Origin of the sequence: Pseudoalteromonas sp. SG41-1, from assembly GCF_014164575.1 — a bacterium.
Taxonomy (GTDB): domain Bacteria; phylum Pseudomonadota; class Gammaproteobacteria; order Enterobacterales; family Alteromonadaceae; genus Pseudoalteromonas; species Pseudoalteromonas rhizosphaerae.
The window spans coordinates 316,909-335,377 of sequence record NZ_JACJFL010000001.1 but is presented as its reverse complement, the minus strand read 5'-3'; the positions used below and the strand labels follow the sequence as shown (position 1 = coordinate 335,377).

Genomic DNA, 18,469 nt, shown 5'->3' with positions numbered 1-18,469 from the left:
CTAAAATATTTGTTCGTCATCGCTATCAATATGTAACTCTACCTTACTATTTGCATAGTCAATATGCATATTAAAATGGATAGGGTTACAGCACGCTGCGCAATCTTCGAAGTAATCTTGATCGCCATCACTAGCATCAAGGGTAATATGAATATGATGGCCACAATGTGGGCAGCAGTTCCGTTGTGAGAGTTGGTTTTTCATAAATGATTCAACCTTACAAAGCAGAGCAATAAAAGGTAATTATTTATCGCTGCTGATAAATGGTTATGCACCCCATAATTGAACGCTAGCGCCTGTCATTGCTGGGGTTGTTCAACATTAGGCGATACCTAAATATAGTCTGCTTTATTCATTTATGACATCTATTTGACAATAAAAACGACCTTATTTCAGTAGTAGTTCTATTTGTTGTTTAGCTTCAGTAAGATAGTGGCCGGCAAAGATATTTGCATGATTTAAAATAGGGTAAAGCTGGTAAATTAACTTACGTTGCTCATAGCCCTGTGTTAGTGGGTAATGCTTGTTATAGGCGATGTAAAAAGCGTCAGGTAAAGGAGCAAACAGCTCGCTCATGGCAATATCAACTTCCCGATCACCATAATAGCAACTCGGATCAAATACACTCGGTACTGATTGAATAAATCCCATGTTGCCACGCCAAAAATCGCCATGCAACAATGATGGCTTTACGGTATGACCATGTAGCATGTCTTTTATCAGTGCGACAAAGTAATCTTTGTCGACGAGATCAATGCCTTTTTCATGCAGTAATTGGAGCTGCCAGCCAATGCGCTCTTCGGCAAAAAATATATTCCATTTTTTATGCCAGCGATTGGGCTGAGTTGTTGGGCCAATAAAGTTATCCTGATCAAAACCAAACATGGCTTGGCGATGTTTCAGATGCAGGCTTGCAAGGTGGCCACCCATAATATGCCAGTTGGTATGAGGTTGTTGGTCAAGTTCAAGCCATTCTAAAACGATAAATGAAAACTCAATATTAGCACCTGTAGTGATACAATCTGGCACCATAAATAAGCTCTCTTTAGTGAGCAGTTGTAAATTGTGGGCTTCGTTTTCAAATCGCTCTAAGTCACTACGATGGGCTACTTTAACAAAATACTGGTGTATACCATCACTGAGTTGAAATAATTTATCGCTATTAGGGCTTTGCAGTTGGCGTTTTATAGTGTGTTTAAAGTCAAAATGCATTGCTTGGCTGATCTGTTCGTTAACCGTATTCCACATAGCATTGTTCGCCTTTTGTACAGATAATTAAACTATGGCAAAAAGTAGTTAAATAAACAAACTCTTGAGAGTAAAATTAATGTTTTATAAGCGCGCGCTTAGCTTTATGCAACAACCAAGTGGAGAGAATGATGAATAAAAGCCTTATTACCAATGTAATTGCCGGGATTTTAGTGGTGGCGGGTTTTCTATTTGACCAAGCAATTGTACTGTCAATCGGCTTATTTGCACTCTCAGGCGCAGTGACTAATTTACTCGCAGTGCATATGTTATTTGAAAAAGTACCTTTGTTATATGGTTCGGGCGTGATCCAGCTGAAGTTTGCAGGGTTTAAAGTGGCGATTAAAAATCTTATTTTAACCGAGTTCTTTTCAGAGCAAAAAATATCTCAATTGTTAGGCAACAAAAATATCAATGTTGATCTACAGCCAGTGATCAATGAAGTCGATTTAAATCCTGCTTTTGATAGCTTACTTGACGTTATTGAGCACTCCCAATTTGGTAGCATGTTAGCGATGTTTGGTGGTAGTACCGCGGTTGAGCCGATGCGCGAAGCATTTATTGACAAAATGCGTGGTTCATTACTTAATATGAGCGAAACCGATGAGTTTAAAAGCTTGGTGAATGAAAAATTAACGCAATCAGGACTCGCAAGTGATTCGTTGTTTAACACGGTTTCTGGCTTAGTTGATGAGCGTTTAGACGAGCTGACACCAAAAATGGTCAAAGATATTATACAAACCATGATCCGTGAGCATTTAGGCTGGTTAGTTGTATGGGGCGGGGTATTCGGTGGTTTGTTTGGCCTGATTGCTGCAATCATATAAATTAGTTTTTAAGCAGGCCAACGACTCGCCTGCTTAAATTTGATATTGCTTAGCCATACTACTTAGAACCGGCAACAACCATAATTGTTTGTTGGTCTAGTTTTGCTAAATCTTGAATTGAGGTACCCGTTGTCGTTTCAAGGTTTAGATATTTTGCCGTTTTATTAAAACCGTAAGTTCCCGCAAATTTTGCGATACTCATGTCGTTACAACGCAGTTTATCGGTTGTGGTTGTTTTGCTAATACGTAAGTCTCTCATCGTTGCATAAAGTTGCGAAGGCCTATTGGAGCTCACCGCCATGCATATTTGGGTACTTGGACTATTATCAGCTGCAACAAATTGTGCAGCCTCAGTATTTGTTGCAGTAAGTGCTGCAGAGCTTAAAAGTAATGTTGTACAAATCGTTGTTGATAAAGTATTCATCATCATTCTCCAATGGTTTGGGTATGTCTGCTTGTTGATGAGTTAATTATCAGCTTTATTTTTAAATAAAGCTGTAAATGAAAATCGACAAGATGTAACACCGTGTGTGGATGTGTTTTATAATAATTAACCATCTGATAATAAATGATTTAATGTATGTATTTTGACATATTTCAAACAAATTATTTTTCACTTTTTTTATTGCTTTTGGTTGTTTTTCAATCTGCTTTCATAGGTTTTACATGCTATTTACTTTAGAGTCATTGCACTTTGTTGTGCAGCATTACTGACATATTTTTCAACCCTGTTATGATCGTCTTGATTATCAAATACCTGTCTATTAGGAGACTCTGTGAGTAAAACATTGGCGAGTTATTATCAGCAAGCATACGCCTGTGAACAGCATAATTTTAACCGTTGCTTTTATTGTGGCTGTGAAGCGACTGAGCGCGATCATTGCCCGCCATTGCATATGCTACAAAGCATTATTGATTTAGGTGAAGAAGCTGAGTTTATTAGTATTCCAGCGTGCTATGAATGCTATGCAATATTGCATAACGAGCGCTTAATGACGATTGATGAACGCTTTACTAAGTTAAAAAACAAACTCGGTGCCAAATATGCTAAACCACTGCGGGTTTATAATATGTGGCATGAGAATGAACTTAGCGATATGAGTGATGAGTTTGCACATAGCATTAAAGCGGGTATGGCGTTAGGAAAAGAAGCCGCAGAGCGCTTGGCGTTTAGTGGTTTTAGTTATGCAACCGAAGAAGCCAAGGTCACAGTGCGAGAAAAAACGGCTGAGTTTGATGTCGAAGGCGCCATTTTTACTGATTTTAAAGAAGCTTTAAATTATTGTATTAGCGAATTAAAAGTACAAAAAAGTGATTTTTATAAAATTTTAGTAGAAGACTACCAAGGTGATTTTAATAAAGCCTTGAGTCAGTATCGTCATCGTCACGATAAAGTGACTGCCGCTAAAGATGGCGATTGCCTAATTAAGGATTTTTCAAAATTGCATAAACAAAATTCAGACTTCGTAACTCGAACTGTTAAGCACTTTATTAGTAAAGATCCAAGTTTGACAACAGAAGCTGCACTTGAGCAACTGTATAACAATTATATTAAGAAATAACATTCATCTTATATAAATGCAGCTCTAGCTGATTTTTTAGCTTTATGTTGTGTGTTTATATAAAGTAACAAAAAAACAACAACAGAGACTAATATGATGCAAAAATTTGCTCCTTCATTGTTGGTTGTTGCACTTGGTGTGGCGATTGCCGGCTGCCAAGACAACGGCCCACAAGACGACAAAGTAACAATCAATAAAAATCCATATCCAAGTACCTATAAGGTACTTAAATCAACCACGACGCTTATCACCAATGCAACAGTACTAACAGGTACAGGTGAGCGTTTAGAAGAAGCCGATGTATTACTTGTTGACGGAAAAGTGCAACAAGTCGGTAAAGATCTAACTGCACAAGCTGATTTGACTATTGATGCACAAGGTAAATGGGTTACACCTGGGCTTATTGATGTACATTCACATTTAGGAGCATACCCAAGCCCTTCTGTTGAATCTCATCAGGACGGCAATGAAATGACCAGCCCAAATACTGCCGAAGTGTGGGTTGAGCATTCAATTTGGCCGCAAGACCCTGGCTTTAACCGCGCGCGTGAAGGCGGTATTACCGCATTACAAATTTTACCCGGCTCAGCTAATTTATTTGGTGGTCGTGGGGTTACTTTAAAAAATGTTCCATCGCACACGATGCAGGGTATGAAGTTCCCTGACGCACCGTATGGTTTAAAAATGGCCTGTGGTGAAAACCCTAAGCGTGTTTACGGGCGTAAAGGGGTATTACCATCAACACGAATGGGCAATATGGCCGGTTATCGTGAGGCTTGGATAGGCGCCGCTGAGTATAAACGTGCGTGGGATAAATACGATGCTGATTATGCAGCAGGTAAAAATCCAGAGGTGCCGCATCGTGATATTAAATACGATACATTGCGTGGTGTATTAGAGGGCGAAGTTAGGATCCACAATCATTGTTACAAAGCAGAAGAAATGGCAATGATGATCGACCTTTCAAAAGAGTTTGGTTATCACGCGGGTACTTTCCATCACGGTATTGAAGCATACAAAATTGCTGATTTACTCGCTGAAAATGGCTCCTGTGCTGCGCTTTGGCCTGATTGGTGGGGCTTTAAAATGGAAGCTTACGACATGGTACAAGAGAACGTAGCGATTGTTGATGCGGTTAAAAATTCTTGTGCTGTTGTTCATTCAGATTCTGACACCACAATCCAGCGCTTAAACCAAGAAGCCGGTAAAGTAATGTACCGCGCCAACGACAATGGTTTTAATATCTCTGAACAGCACGCAATCAAATGGATCACTTCGAATGCTGCAAAATCGCTAGGTATAGCTGATAAAACCGGTTCACTCGAAGCTGGCAAACAGGCTGATGTGGTAATTTGGAATCAAAGTCCGTTTAGTGTTTATGCTAAAGCTGAGCAAGTATTTGTTGATGGTGCGAAAGTGTATGATCGCTACGATGATACATTCCAAGCACAAAGCGATTTTATGTTAGGTCAAAAATAAGGAGTAACTAGGATGACAAAATTAACACATTCATTTTCACTCTCGCTAGTTGCTGCTGGTTTGTTAGCAAGTACTGCGGTGAACGCCCAATCAGTCGCGATCATCAACGCCACTGTTCATACCTCAACTGAGCAAGGTATTTTACAAGGCGCTAGCATCATCATGGATGAAGGCAAAATTATTGCTATTAATCCTGCAACAGTCGAAGCTGATACGATTATTGATGCCAAAGGGCAAATTGTTACAGCTGGCTTTATTGGCAGCATGAATCAGTTAGGTCTAGTTGAAGTGGGCGCTGTTGCTGGCTCTCGCGATGCTGGCGATGATAAAGCGGGGATCGATTTTGATCCAAGCCTAGCATTTAATGCTCACTCAAGCTTGATCCCGTATGCACGTAAAGGTGGCATCACCCGTGATGTGATCACCCCTCATGGCGGAGAAAGTATTTTTGCAGGCCTTGCCAGCGTAGTTGATTTAAGCGGTGAGTTTGACAGTGTTAAGCAAACGCAAGTCGCGCTGGTAGTTAATTTAGGTGAGAAAAGCAAAGGCTCGCGCGCAATGTCGCTGAAAAACTTGATTGATAAGTTAGCAGCACATCAACAAAAAGCCAGCAAAAAAGATAAAAAAGACGATGCTGTACCAAGCACTGAAGATAAAGTGCTCGATAAAGTATTAGCGGGTGAAATGCCACTATTAGTAACGGCTTCTCGAGCCGCAGATATCATTGAGCTAATCAAAGTAAAACAACAGTTTTCACTTAATTTAGTGATTGCAGGCGCACAAGATGCCGTGGTTGTAAAAGAGCAATTAGCGCAAGCAAATGTTCCAGTCATTGTAAGTTCTATGGAGAGCTTGCCAGGCAGTTTTGATTCGCTACATGCGAGTTTAGATAATGCAGGCAAACTCGAAAAAGCAGGCGTAAAGGTGTTGTTGTCGATCGCAGGCGATGCCAGTCACAATGTTTATCAATTGCGTTTTGACGCGGGTAATGCGGTTTCTTATGGCATGACACAAGCGGGTGCATTAAAAGCGATAACAGCGAATGTTGCTGATGTATTTGGAATTAATGCCGGTAGTGTGGCGGTAGGTAAAGCTGCTGACTTAGTGATGTGGAACGATGACCCATTTGATTTTACTAGTCACGTAACTAAAATGTTTATTAACGGCGAAGAAGTTTCAACTGAAGCACGCCAAGATAAACTCCGTAAGCGTTATACTACTGACTCAGATATGCCTCGCGCATATACTAAGTAACTACGTTCAGCTTAGTAACTTGAACAATTTAAAGGCTGCATTTGCGGCCTTTTTGCTTTTTGTATCAGTGAAAAATAAAACATTATTTAAAAACCACAAAAAAGGCGCTCACTTTAACAGTGAGCGCCTTTTAAATTTAAATCGATACTTATACTAGTTTAGCTAAGATATCGTTAAATGTTGTGCTAGGGCGCATTGCTTTAAATGCAGCATCATCATTTGGTTGGAAATAACCACCGATGTTTACAGCTGGGCCTTGTGCATCGTTAAGTTCGTTAACGATTTGTTCTTTGTTGGTTTCTAAATCACTGGCGATTTGTGTGAACTGTGCTTTAAGTTCACTGTCATCGTTTTGCTTGGCAAGCTCTTGCGCCCAGAATAAAGATAAGAAGAAGTGAGAACCACGGTTATCAATTTCTTTCACTTTACGAGACGGTGATTTGTTTTCAGCAAGGAAAGTACCTGTTGCTTTATCAAGGGTATCAGCTAGCACTTGTGCTTTGTTGTTACCAGTATTGACAGCTAGGTGCTCAAGTGATGCCGCAAGTGCTAAAAACTCACCTAAAGAATCCCAACGTAAGTGGTTTTCTTTTTCGAATTGTTGAACGTGCTTCGGTGCTGAACCACCCGCGCCAGTTTCAAATAAACCGCCGCCATTCATAAGTGGTACGATTGAAAGCATTTTTGCACTCGTACCAAGCTCAAGAATTGGGAATAAATCAGTTAGGTAATCACGTAATACGTTACCTGTTACTGAAATAGTATCTAGGCCATCTTTAATGCGTGCAAGAGAGAATAAGGTTGCTTCAAGTGGTGCAAGTATTTGAATATCAAGGCCCGATGTATCGTGGTCTGGCAAGTATGCGTTAACTTTTTTGATTAACTGTGCATCGTGTGCACGGTTTTCGTCAAGCCAGAAAATAGCAGGGTTACCGGTAGCGCGTGCACGGTTTACAGCTAATTTTACCCAATCTTGAATTGGTGCATCTTTAACTTGGCACATGCGCCATACATCGCCTTGCTCAACAGTGTGTTGTAGCAATACGTTGTCAGCACTATCAACAACACGGATCACACCATTTGCTGGTGCTTCAAATGTTTTGTCGTGTGAACCATATTCTTCAGCTTTTTGTGCCATTAGGCCAACGTTAGGAACGCTACCCATAGTGGTTGGATCAAATGCACCGTGTTCTTTACAGAAATCAATTGTTGCTTGATAAACACCAGAGTAACAACGATCAGGAATGACAAAGCTAGTATCTTGTAATTTACCTTCACTGTTCCACATTTGACCGCTTGAACGAATTGCAGCAGGCATAGACGCATCGATGATCACATCACTTGGTACGTGTAAGTTAGTGATACCACGATCAGAATCAACCATCGCAATTGCAGGGCGTGTAGCGTATACAGCGTCAATATCAGCTTCGATTTCAGCGCGTTTAGCATCGTCTAATGTTTGGATTTTAGCGTAAACATCACCAAGACCATTATTAACATCAACACCTAGCTCAGCAAATAAAGCGCCGTGCTTAGCAAAAACGTCTTTATAGAATACTTTTACCGCATGACCAAAGATGATTGGATCAGATACTTTCATCATGGTTGCTTTCATATGTAATGAAAACAGAATGCCTTTTTCTTTTGCAGCATCGATTTCAGCCGCTAAGAAAGCTTGTAGTTTCGTAATACTGATTGAAGATGCGTCAATCACTTCACCAGCAAGTAATGGCGTGCTTGCTTTAAGAACAGATACGTCGCCATTTTCAGCAACGTGCTCAATACGTACATCAGTAGCAGTATCAAGCGTTACTGATTGCTCAGAGCCAAAGAAATCGCCTTCGCTCATGCTCGCAACATTTGAAGCAGAATCTTTGCTCCATGCACCCATTGAATGTGGGTTGTTACGTGCATATTCTTTTACAGAGCCAGGAGCACGACGATCAGAGTTACCTTCACGTAATACTGGGTTTACAGCACTACCTTTGATTTTGTCGTAAGTTGCTTGAATTGCTTTTTCTTCATCTGTTTTAGGTTCAGCAGGGTAGTCTGGCAGTGCGTAACCTTTTACTTGTAATTCTTTGATAACAGCACGTAATTGTGGAACTGATGCACTGATATTTGGTAATTTAATGATGTTTGCTTCAGGTTTTTTAGCCAGCTCGCCTAATTCAGCAAGCGCATCACCAATACGTTGTTCTTCAGTTAAATACTCAGAGAAGTTAGCAATAACACGACCCGCTAAAGAGATGTCACGTGTTTCAACTTCAACGCCTGCGGCATTAGTGTATGCTTGGATGATCGGCAGCAAAGAGTATGTTGCTAGTGCCGGAGCTTCGTCTGTTTTAGTGTAGATAATTTTTGATGTCATCATCATTCCTAGATAGTAGGCGTAAGAGCCATATTCAACAATGCAAAGAAATATCATCGCCATCATGCGTGCACGACGTGACAATGATCAGTCAGTTAGGTGTTAATACTGTTGATTAAATAATCACACCTGACGAACTGTATTTAATTTTATGTTATTTATAAACTAAGTAAATTAGCCATTAGCCTAATTATTAGTGTTTAAAGGGCCTTTTGAGGCTGCTTTTAAGCACCTAAGAGTGTAACAAGCTTGGCAACAAAGGGCTAATAACAAATATAACATGGGGGTATTAAAAAAGAATTTCAAGAGGAAGGACAGTTTTTGTTCATTCTGTACGTTTAATTTCTAATAGATTAGAAATGCCAGCTTTGAATCTGAATGTAAAATTTAATTGAGATTAAATAGTTTAGAGGAATTAAGCGAGGATCTTTACAGGTCGCTCGCTTTAGTCGAACGTCTAAACAACTACACTAACTCTTCGTTAGGCGCTATATTAGTCGCATGCATGCCTTTAGGGCCTTGCTGCAATTCGAATGTTACATCTTGACCAGCTTTAAGTGTTTTATAACCGTCCATTACAATCGTTGAGTAATGGGCGAATATATCATTCTCGCAGCCGTCTTCTACGATGAAACCAAAACCTTTGGCATTATTGAACCATTTGACTTTACCACAAGCCATACTTCTACATCCTTCTATAAGTTGACTAATTTAGTTATTCTAAACCGTATAGTTTGATAGACTGACTAAGGTTTAATCAATCTACAACTGACTGTAGTTTATTTCGCCGATCAGTCAAGTGTTTTAAACTATTTTTTTAACATTTAATTTATTTTTTATTCAAGTTTGCTTGAGTTCCAAAGACAAGACTATATTTAATTATGAGTGGCATGAAAGATTCAGGTGTTTTAGATACGGTTCGCGATAGTGAGAAGCAAAAACTGCAACCACCGCGAAAATACAAAGTCATTTTAAATAATGATGATTACACGCCAATGGACTTTGTGATAGAAGTACTAACGACGTTTTTTAATATGGATAGCGATAGAGCAACAGATGTGATGCTGCAAGTTCATCAAAATGGTCGCGCAATTTGCGGTGTTTATACCGCAGATGTAGCGTATACCAAAGTTGAACAAGTTAACCGTTATGCACGAGATAACGAGCATCCACTGCTATGTAGTTGTGAGCAGGAATAATACCAAGGTAGGGTGATCAAAATACCCATCACAACGGTATAAAAATATTATCTCAGTAAGGGGTTGCTAATGCTAAACAAAGATTTAGAACTAACTTTAAACGCGGCGTTTCGCGAAGCGCGTACACGTCGCCATGAATTTATGACTGTAGAGCACCTATTACTTGCCCTACTTGATAATCCATCGGCTGGAGAAGCGCTACACGCCTGCGGGATTGATATGGCAGCATTAAAAGCTGAGCTATCAGAGTTTATTAATGAGACCACTCCAGTCATTCCTGATTTAGAAGAAGAACGTGAAACTCAACCAACACTTGGTTTTCAGCGGGTATTGCAACGCGCAGTATTTCATGTGCAATCATCGGGTAAAAACGAAGTAACAGGCGTCAATGTGCTGGTTGCCATTTTTTCAGAACAAGAAAGCCAAGCGGTTTACTTGCTGAAAAAAGCTGATATCTCGCGACTAGATATTGTGAACTTTATATCTCATGGTATCTCTAAAGCAGACGATGACATGGGCGGTGAAGATGCTGATGACATCCATGAAGAAGTACAAGCCGTTCAAGGCGAAGAGCCAAGTAAATTAGAAAACTTCACGTCTAATTTGAATGTACTCGCCCGTGAAGGGAATATCGACCCATTGGTGGGCCGTGATAGTGAAGTAGAGCGCACGGTACAAGTACTGTGTCGTCGTAAAAAGAATAATCCGTTATTAGTTGGCGAAGCTGGGGTAGGTAAAACTGCTATTGCTGAAGGTCTAGCGTATCGCATAGTGCATGAACAAGTACCCGAAGTGATTGCGGATGCTGTGGTGTACTCGTTAGATATGGGGGCATTACTTGCAGGTACTAAATACCGCGGTGATTTTGAAAAGCGCTTTAAAGCATTACTAAAAGAGCTTCAGGCGAAACCTGGCGCTATTTTGTTTATTGATGAGATCCATACCATAATTGGTGCCGGCGCAGCCTCTGGTGGCGTTATGGACGCATCTAACCTGCTTAAACCACTGCTTTCGAGCGGTAAGTTACGTTGTATGGGCTCAACTACCTATAACGAGTATAAAAATATCTTTGAAAAAGACCGTGCGTTAGTGCGCCGTTTTCAGAAAATTGATGTACTTGAACCAAGTGTCGCTGATACCACTAAGATACTTAATGGTTTAAAAGAACGTTACGAAGAGCATCATGGCATTCGCTATACGCAAAAAGCGTTAAAAGCGGCGGCAGAGCTCAGTGCTAAGTACATTAATGAGCGTCACTTACCTGATAAAGCCATTGATGTTATTGATGAAGCGGGTGCTAGCCAACGATTACAACCGATCTCTAAACGCAAAAAAACCATTGGTGTGGCAGATATCGAATTGATCGTGGCAAAAATGGCGCGTATTCCGCAGCAAAGTGTGTCATCAAGCGATAAAGAGACTCTTAAAAATCTTGATCGTAACTTGAAGATGTTGGTATTTGGCCAAGATCAATCAATCGATGCACTAACCTCGGCCATTCGCTTATCACGTTCAGGCTTATCAAATGAAGATAAACCAGTCGGTTCGTTCTTGTTTGCAGGACCAACGGGTGTAGGTAAAACGGAGGTAACTAAACAGCTTGCAAAATGTATGGGTGTTGAGTTTATCCGTTTTGATATGTCTGAGTATGTTGAGCGCCACGCGGTAAGCCGTTTAATTGGTGCGCCTCCAGGCTACGTTGGTTTTGAACAAGGTGGTTTGTTAACTGAGGCTGTGATTAAAAATCCACATTCGGTTGTATTACTGGATGAGATTGAGAAAGCTCACTCAGATATTTACAATATCTTACTGCAAGTGATGGATCATGGCACGCTGACCGATAATAACGGCCGTAAAGCTGACTTTAGAAACGTTGTGGTGGTGATGACTACTAATGCGGGCGTACAAGAAACAGTACGTAAATCAATAGGCTTTACTGATCAAGATCATTCTCATGATGCGATGAGCGAAATCAATAAAGTATTTTCGCCAGAATTTAGAAACCGCCTAGATAACATCATTTGGTTTAACCACCTTGATCGTGATGTAACTTTACTGGTTGTTGATAAATTTATTGTTGAGTTACAAGCGCAGCTGGATAAAAAGTCAGTTAATCTTGAGCTTACTAATAAAGCGCGGGAATGGTTGGCAGATAAAGGCTACGATAAAGCTATGGGCGCACGTCCAATGGGCCGCGTGATCCAAGAGCAATTGAAAAAGCCGCTGGCAAACGAGATCTTATTTGGGCAACTTATCGACGGTGGCACAGTGAAAGTGTCTATCAAAGATAAAAAATTACGTTTTGATTATGAAACGAATTTAACGCCTGCATAATTGCAGCGTTAAATAGAAAACAAAAAGCCCAGCAATTGCTGGGCTTTTTGTTTATTAAATGTAATTGTTAGTTTAGCTATCAATTACATTTAATAAACGCTTCAAGCTAATGTAGAAAGTAACTAAGTTACTCAGACAACTTAGCTAAAAACTTGATATTTCGTTAACGCACTAACTTAGCGAGCACGGAATACGATGCGACCTTTTGATAAATCGTATGGGGTCATTTCTACGGTAACTTTATCGCCGGTTAAAATGCGGATATAGTTTTTACGCATTTTACCTGAAATGTGAGCCACAACTACGTGACCATTTTCAAGCTCAACTCGGAACATTGTATTTGGTAAAGTATCAAGGACCGTCCCTTGCATTTCGATTACGTCTTCTTTCGCCATGTTTAGCGTAACACCTCTTTAATAGTTAAACGATGCAGATTCTGCCGAAAATACACCAATAAGTAAAGCCGCAGTAGGCATTTTTGTAAATTAAATAGCCAGCCACTGGTCTGCAACCCTATTTTGGGCAGGTAAAAATTGGGTTTTGTAACGCATTTTTGCACATTCATCAATTTGATAACCTAAATAGACAAATTCTTTATCGTATTGTTTGGCGAATTTGAGCTGCTCTAAAATCATAATTGTGCCCACACTGAAGTGCTCATAATCAGGATCAAAAAAAGTGTAAATAGCAGAAACAGCGTTGTGCATACAATCAGTTACCGCCACTGCAACCAGTTTCTCTTGGTCCCATAATTCAATAAAAGTAATTGGTAACCAGTGACAAAATATAAAGCTGTTGAACTGACTTTGTTCTGGTGGGTACATAGAACCGTCTTGGTGACGCTCGGTAATGTATTTACTGTATAACGGAAAGTATTCAGGGCGTTGTTGGTCTGAATATTTCACACTAAAGGCATTTTTTGCTTTATTAAGTTTACGTTTTTGTGATTTTGTCGGTAAAAATGCCTTAGCTAATACACGCACAGACTTACATGCGCTGCAAACAGGGCAGTGTGGTCGGTAAATTTGGTCACCACTACGGCGAAAACCGAGGGCCAGTAATTGCTCAAATTTGCCCGGGGTATAACAACTTGGATCCAAAATGACTAATAATTGCTCTTGGCGATCGGCTAGGTAGCTACAATCAAATTGTTGGCTTAAACCTAAACGAGCAGGTAAGTGTTCAGTCATAAATAGCGATAAGCTCCTGAGGTTGCCACATTGTTGTTGGAATAATAAACTCTTCTGCTTGTTTTAGTTTAGTTAAAAATTCTGAGCGCGGTAGCACTTTTTCACCTAAAGTGACTAAATAAGGATTCTCAAGCTGACAGTCAATAAAATGCGCATGGTGACGTTTCAACCAATTGACCAATGCCCACATGGCTAATTTTGAACAATTAGCTTGATGATGGAACATTGATTCGCCGCAAAATACGCCATGCTGCATAATACCGTACAAGCCTCCAACAAGTTTGTCGTCTGACCAGATTTCTAAACTATGCGCTAAGCCTGCTTTATGTGCATCTTTATAAGCGTTGAGCATTTTTTTTGTGATCCAGGTGCCATCGGTTTCTAAGCGTTGTTGGCGACAGGCTTCAATCACCTGAGTAAATTCGGTATTAATAGTCACTTTAACCGGATTTTTTTTCAGATGCTTGCGTAAGCTTCGGCTAATATGAAATTCATCGAGTTCAATGATGCCGCGCATACTTGGCGACCACCACATAATTGGCTCGTATTCACTAAACCATGGAAAAATACCGTAGCGATAGGCATTTTTTAATCGCGTTACAGATAAGCATCCACCAATGGCAAGTAAACCATCTGGATCATCTAATGCATGGGTGGGATCAGGAAAAGCAAAGTGGCTTTTAGCGAGTTGATAAAGTTGTTTAGTCATAACACCGATTGAATAACTGAATGGTCAAGATAAAGTGTAACCTGTTGCTTTAAATTCACAAACCACAAATTATTGTGTTATCCATCCCCTCGTACAGCGCTTACTTATGATAGGCAAATTGTAGGCATAAAAAAAGCGCGTTAAAAAACGCGCTTAATTGAACCATTAACTAATCGAATTAGCTAACCACTTTTACGGGTACTGCTTGACCTGCGTTGAACTTAGTTGTCATCGCTTCTTCAACAGGTACAAACGATGTAAGGTCAATACCTTCAACTGCAGACTTATACTCTTCGATAGTCGGGAAACGACCAAGAACAGAAGAAAGTACTACAACTGGCGTTGAACCCAGTAGTGACTCACCTTTTTTCTCAGATGTATCAGCTACTACACGGCCTTGGAACAGACGTGTTGACGTTGCGATAACAGTGTCACCAGGTTCAGCTTTTTCTTGGTTACCCATACATAGGTTACAACCAGGGCGTTCTAGGTATAAGATATTTTCATACTTAGTACGTGCAGCCGTTTTTGGTTTTGCATCGTCAAATTCAAACCCTGCGTATTTAGCAAGGATATCCCAATCGCCTTCCGCTTTAAGCTCATCAACAATGTTATATGTTGGTGGCGCAACGACCAATGGCGCTTTGAATGAGATAGAACCGTTTTTCTTCTCAAGGTTACGTAGCATGTGAGCAATAATTTTCATATCGCCTTTATGAACCATACACGAACCAACAAAAGCTAAATCAACAGGCTTGTCGTTGTAAAAAGAAACAGGGCGGATCACATCGTGAGTATAACGCTTAGAAACATCATCGTTATTTACATCTGGATCGGCAATCATTGGCTCAACGATTTGGTCTAAATCAACCACAACTTCTGCGTGGTATTTAGCATTATCGTCTGGAGAAAGTGCTGGCTCTTCACCAGATTGAATACCTGCAATACGCTTGTCGGCTAAGTCGATTAGACCTTGTAGCGTTTGCGCCTCGTTATCCATCCCTTTGTTGATCATGATTTGGATACGTGACTTAGCAAGTTCAATTGACTTAATTAACGTTTCATCATTTGAAATACAGATTGATGCTTTCGCTTTCATCTCTGCAGTCCAGTCAGTGAAGGTAAACGCTTGGTCAGCCATAAGAGTACCAATATGCACTTCAATGATGCGACCTTGGAACACGTTTTCGCCACCAAATTGCTTAAGCATTTGCGCTTGCGTTGCATGTACAACGTCGCGGAAATCCATGTGCTTAGCCATTTTGCCTTTAAACGTAACTTTAACTGAATCAGGAATTGGCATCGCTGATTCACCCGTTGCAAGTGCAACAGCAACCGTACCCGAGTCGGCACCAAAGGCAACACCTTTAGACATACGTGTATGCGAGTCACCACCGATGATGATTGCGCGGTCATCAATAGTAATGTCGTTCAATACTTTGTGAATAACGTCAGTCATTGCATGATAAACGCCTTTCGGGTCACGTGCAGTGATCAAACCAAACTTATTCATGAACGCCATTAGTTTAGGAATGTTTGCTTGCGCTTTGCTATCCCATACAGATGCAGTGTGACAACCAGACTGATATGCACCATCAACAAGAGGTGAAATCGTAGAAGCAGCCATGGCTTCTAATTCTTGTGCTGTCATTGGGCCGGTTGTATCTTGCGAACCAACGATGTTCACTTTAACGCGAACATTTGAGCCTGCATGAAGTGGTGTATCAGATAGTACACCTACTGCATTACGGTTAAAGATTTTTTCAACCGCTGTTAAGCCTTGGCCTTCATGTGAAATTTCTTTTGAAGGTGCATACACAAGTGGAGTTTCAATGCCGAGTGTTTCAGCAGCAAACGTTTGTAGTTTTTTACCGAATACAACAGCGTAAGAACCACCGGCTCTCATGAATTCAACTTTTTGCGGTGTGAATGCTGACGAAATATCAACAAGTTCTTTATCACCGTTATAAAGCTTTTTCTCTTTAGTATTGATTGTTAACACAGTACCGGTAGCAACAGAGTACGCTTCTTCAAGCACTGCGTCGCCATTGTCATCAGTCACTGTATTGCCGTTTGCGTCTACTTTTTTAACCCAGTTTTTAAGGTCAAGACCAATACCGCCAGTTACATCAACGGTTGTTAAGAAGATTGGCGCAATACCATTAGTACCTGCAACAACAGGGGCAATGTTGATGAAAGGAACGTATGGGCTTGCTTGTTTACCCGCCCAAAGTGCTACGTTATTCACACCAGACATACGAGATGAACCAACGCCCATCGTGCCTTTTTCAGCAATAAGCATTACTTTAGCGTTAGGGTGTTTCTTTTGAAGTGCAACAATTTCTTGTTGTGCTTCTTCAGTGATCATGCATTTACCGTGTAATTCACGGTCAGCACGTGAATGTGCTTGGTTACCTGGAGATAGTAAATCAGTTGAGATGTCGCCTTCACCGGCAATATAGGTTACTACATCGATTTTTTCTTCGATGTCAGGTAATTTTGTGAAGAATTCAGCTTGTGCGAAGCTCTCTAGTAACTCTTTAGCAATAGCATTGCCTGCTTCGTATGCCGCTTTTATGCGCGCCATATCTGCATCGTATAAGAATACTTGAGTCTTAAGTACTTCAGCCGCTTGTGCTGCGATTGTTGCGTCATCAGCAAATACTAAATCAATTAGCATTTCAATTGACGGGCCGCCTTTCATGTGTGAAAGCAGTTCAAATGCGAATTCTGGAGTGATCTCTGCAACTTGCTCTTCACCCAAAATAATTTCTTTTAGAAACTGTGCTTTAACGCCCGCAGCACTGGTTGTTCCTGGTAATGTATTAAAGATAAAGAAATGCAGTGAATCTTTACGGTGCTCGTTATTAGTATCTTTAATTTGATTAATGATTTCTGATACTAGTTCAGCGCTATCGATTGGTTGTGGGTTTAATCCAAGCTCCGTTTTACGGGTTTGGATTTCTTCCATATATTTTGTATACAAACTCATAGAAAACTCTCGGTATTTTACTTGATATGAAGTTAAGCATTTTAACTGATTTTACAGTCTCTAGTAATGCCTAAATGAATAAAGCTTTTCTGCCTAACTATAATTATAGCTAGTTTTACTTACTATACTTTGACGATATTCATTGCTCGGACTTAGATCCTATCGCACCTAAGCCATTAATTGTATAAATATGATTGATTCCGAGTATAAGTGTGGTGAATGTTGATGCGACTGCAATGAGTACTTTTCGGTGTTGGATGAGCCTTTATAATTTTTGGCCAAAAAAAAGGGCTGAAAATTCAGCCCTTACTATATGTTGTGTAAACTTATAGGTTATCTAAGAAACGCTCAGCATCAAGTGCTGCCATACAGCCAGTACCAGCAGAAGTGATTGCTTGACGGTAGATATGATCAGACACATCACCGGCAGCAAAAACACCTGGTACACTTGTTTGTGTTGCATTGCCGTTTAGGCCTGACTCAACCACTAAGTAGCCGTCTTTCATTTCAAGTTGGCCAACAAACATATCAGTATTTGGTTTATGACCAATTGCAATAAATACGCCCGCTAAATCAATTTCTTCAGTGGCTTCTGAGTTTGCATCCTTGATACGAACACCGGTAACACCCATTTGGTCGCCCAGTACTTCATCAAGCGTACGGTTATAATGCATGACTACGTTACCGTTTGCTGCTTTTTCAGCGAGGCGATCGGCTAAGATTTTTTCACTGCGGAAGCTATCACGACGGTGAATTACATGTACTTCATCAGCAATGTTCGATAAATAAAGCGCTTCTTCAACCGCAGTATTACCACCACCAACAACCGCAACTTTTTGACCTTTATAGAAAAAACCATCACAGGTTGCACAGGCAGACACACCACGGCCTTGGAAGTTAGTTTCAGACTCTAGGCCCAAGTACTTAGCAGATGCACCCGTTGCAATGATCAGCGCATCACACGTGTAAGTACCTTGGTCGCCAGTTAGCGTGAAAGGGCGCTTAGTTACATCAACAGTGTGTATGTGATCAAAGACAATTTCAGTTTCAAAACGCTCGGCATGCTCTTTCATACGATCCATTAATGCTGGACCTGTTAAACCGTGAGCATCGCCCGGCCAGTTTTCAACTTCAGTCGTTGTTGTAAGTTGACCGCCTTGTTGCATACCGGTGATCAATACCGGGTTTAAATTTGCGCGTGCTGCGTAAACTGCTGCAGTGTAACCTGCAGGTCCAGATCCTAAAATTAGCAACTTACAATGTTTTACTTCACTCATGTTTTTATATCCTAAACGTTTAATAGC

At 40.5% G+C, this 18,469-nt stretch carries 16 protein-coding genes; 6 read left to right on the top strand and 10 right to left on the bottom strand.

The genetic code is table 11. The features are described from left to right. Complete coding sequence (locus H5203_RS01440) at positions 1-204, bottom strand: CPXCG motif-containing cysteine-rich protein (protein ID WP_182819242.1); 204 nt, start codon at positions 202-204, stop codon at positions 1-3. A 183-nt stretch (positions 205-387) separates the two neighbouring features. Continuing rightward, entirely contained in the window at positions 388-1,248 is an 861-nt protein-coding gene (locus H5203_RS01435; RefSeq protein ID WP_182819241.1) for a fructosamine kinase family protein, read from the bottom strand. Between the two features lie 131 nt (positions 1,249-1,379). Between H5203_RS01435 and H5203_RS01430 the strand changes: the two genes are divergently transcribed. Next, positions 1,380-2,075 carry a DUF445 domain-containing protein gene (locus tag H5203_RS01430; protein WP_145233069.1) on the top strand — a complete coding sequence of 232 codons (696 nt, stop codon included), beginning with the start codon at positions 1,380-1,382 and terminating at the stop codon, positions 2,073-2,075. Positions 2,076-2,133: 58 nt separating this feature from the next. On the opposite strand, the gene H5203_RS01425 is transcribed toward H5203_RS01430, so the two are convergent. Next, positions 2,134-2,499, bottom strand: a complete 366-nt coding sequence (locus H5203_RS01425; protein WP_145233070.1) for a DUF3718 domain-containing protein — start codon at positions 2,497-2,499, stop codon at positions 2,134-2,136. 352 nt (positions 2,500-2,851) lie between these two features. Between H5203_RS01425 and H5203_RS01420 the strand changes: the two genes are divergently transcribed. The 3 genes from H5203_RS01420 to H5203_RS01410 all read left to right on the top strand — a co-directional run bounded on the left by H5203_RS01420 (position 2,852) and on the right by H5203_RS01410 (position 6,370). After that, complete coding sequence (locus tag H5203_RS01420; RefSeq protein ID WP_145233071.1) at positions 2,852-3,637, top strand: hypothetical protein; 786 nt, start codon at positions 2,852-2,854, stop codon at positions 3,635-3,637. 96 nt (positions 3,638-3,733) lie between these two features. Next, positions 3,734-5,116: an amidohydrolase gene (locus H5203_RS01415; RefSeq protein ID WP_149982434.1), complete on the top strand. Its 1,383-nt coding sequence runs from the start codon at positions 3,734-3,736 to the stop codon at positions 5,114-5,116. A gap of 12 nt (positions 5,117-5,128) precedes the next feature. Then, on the top strand, positions 5,129-6,370 hold the full coding sequence (locus tag H5203_RS01410; protein ID WP_145233072.1) for an amidohydrolase family protein: 1,242 nt from the start codon (positions 5,129-5,131) through the stop codon (positions 6,368-6,370). Positions 6,371-6,518: 148 nt separating this feature from the next. On the opposite strand, the gene H5203_RS01405 is transcribed toward H5203_RS01410, so the two are convergent. Further along, positions 6,519-8,741, bottom strand: coding sequence for an NADP-dependent isocitrate dehydrogenase (locus H5203_RS01405; protein WP_182819264.1), 2,223 nt, complete (start codon positions 8,739-8,741; stop codon positions 6,519-6,521). 465 nt (positions 8,742-9,206) lie between these two features. Then, complete coding sequence (gene cspD, locus H5203_RS01400) at positions 9,207-9,422, bottom strand: cold shock domain-containing protein CspD (protein ID WP_054204685.1); 216 nt, start codon at positions 9,420-9,422, stop codon at positions 9,207-9,209. A gap of 209 nt (positions 9,423-9,631) precedes the next feature. Between cspD and clpS the strand changes: the two genes are divergently transcribed. Continuing rightward, positions 9,632-9,940 (top strand): ATP-dependent Clp protease adapter ClpS, encoded by a 309-nt coding sequence (gene clpS, locus H5203_RS01395; RefSeq protein ID WP_179959204.1) that lies wholly within the window; start codon positions 9,632-9,634, stop codon positions 9,938-9,940. 69 nt (positions 9,941-10,009) lie between these two features. Then, on the top strand, positions 10,010-12,274 hold the full coding sequence (gene clpA / locus H5203_RS01390) for an ATP-dependent Clp protease ATP-binding subunit ClpA (RefSeq protein WP_145233074.1): 2,265 nt from the start codon (positions 10,010-10,012) through the stop codon (positions 12,272-12,274). Between the two features lie 176 nt (positions 12,275-12,450). Here clpA and infA read toward each other — a convergent pair whose 3' ends face one another. The 5 genes from infA to trxB form a co-directional block, all read right to left on the bottom strand. Continuing rightward, positions 12,451-12,669, bottom strand: coding sequence for a translation initiation factor IF-1 (gene infA / locus H5203_RS01385; protein ID WP_002962494.1), 219 nt, complete (start codon positions 12,667-12,669; stop codon positions 12,451-12,453). 90 nt (positions 12,670-12,759) lie between these two features. Continuing rightward, the gene (locus H5203_RS01380) at positions 12,760-13,464 is read right to left on the bottom strand and encodes an arginyltransferase (protein ID WP_145233075.1); all 705 of its coding nucleotides are present in this window, start codon (positions 13,462-13,464) and stop codon (positions 12,760-12,762) included. Beyond that, entirely contained in the window at positions 13,457-14,173 is a 717-nt protein-coding gene (aat, locus tag H5203_RS01375; RefSeq protein ID WP_145233076.1) for a leucyl/phenylalanyl-tRNA--protein transferase, read from the bottom strand. The genes H5203_RS01380 and aat overlap by 8 nt, the downstream gene beginning before the upstream one ends. A gap of 178 nt (positions 14,174-14,351) precedes the next feature. Then, positions 14,352-17,165 carry a bifunctional aconitate hydratase 2/2-methylisocitrate dehydratase gene (locus H5203_RS01370; RefSeq protein ID WP_182717360.1) on the bottom strand — a complete coding sequence of 938 codons (2,814 nt, stop codon included), beginning with the start codon at positions 17,163-17,165 and terminating at the stop codon, positions 14,352-14,354. Positions 17,166-17,491: 326 nt separating this feature from the next. Beyond that, positions 17,492-18,442 (bottom strand): thioredoxin-disulfide reductase, encoded by a 951-nt coding sequence (gene trxB, locus H5203_RS01365; protein WP_182717361.1) that lies wholly within the window; start codon positions 18,440-18,442, stop codon positions 17,492-17,494. Between the last annotated feature and the right edge of the window lie 27 nt (positions 18,443-18,469).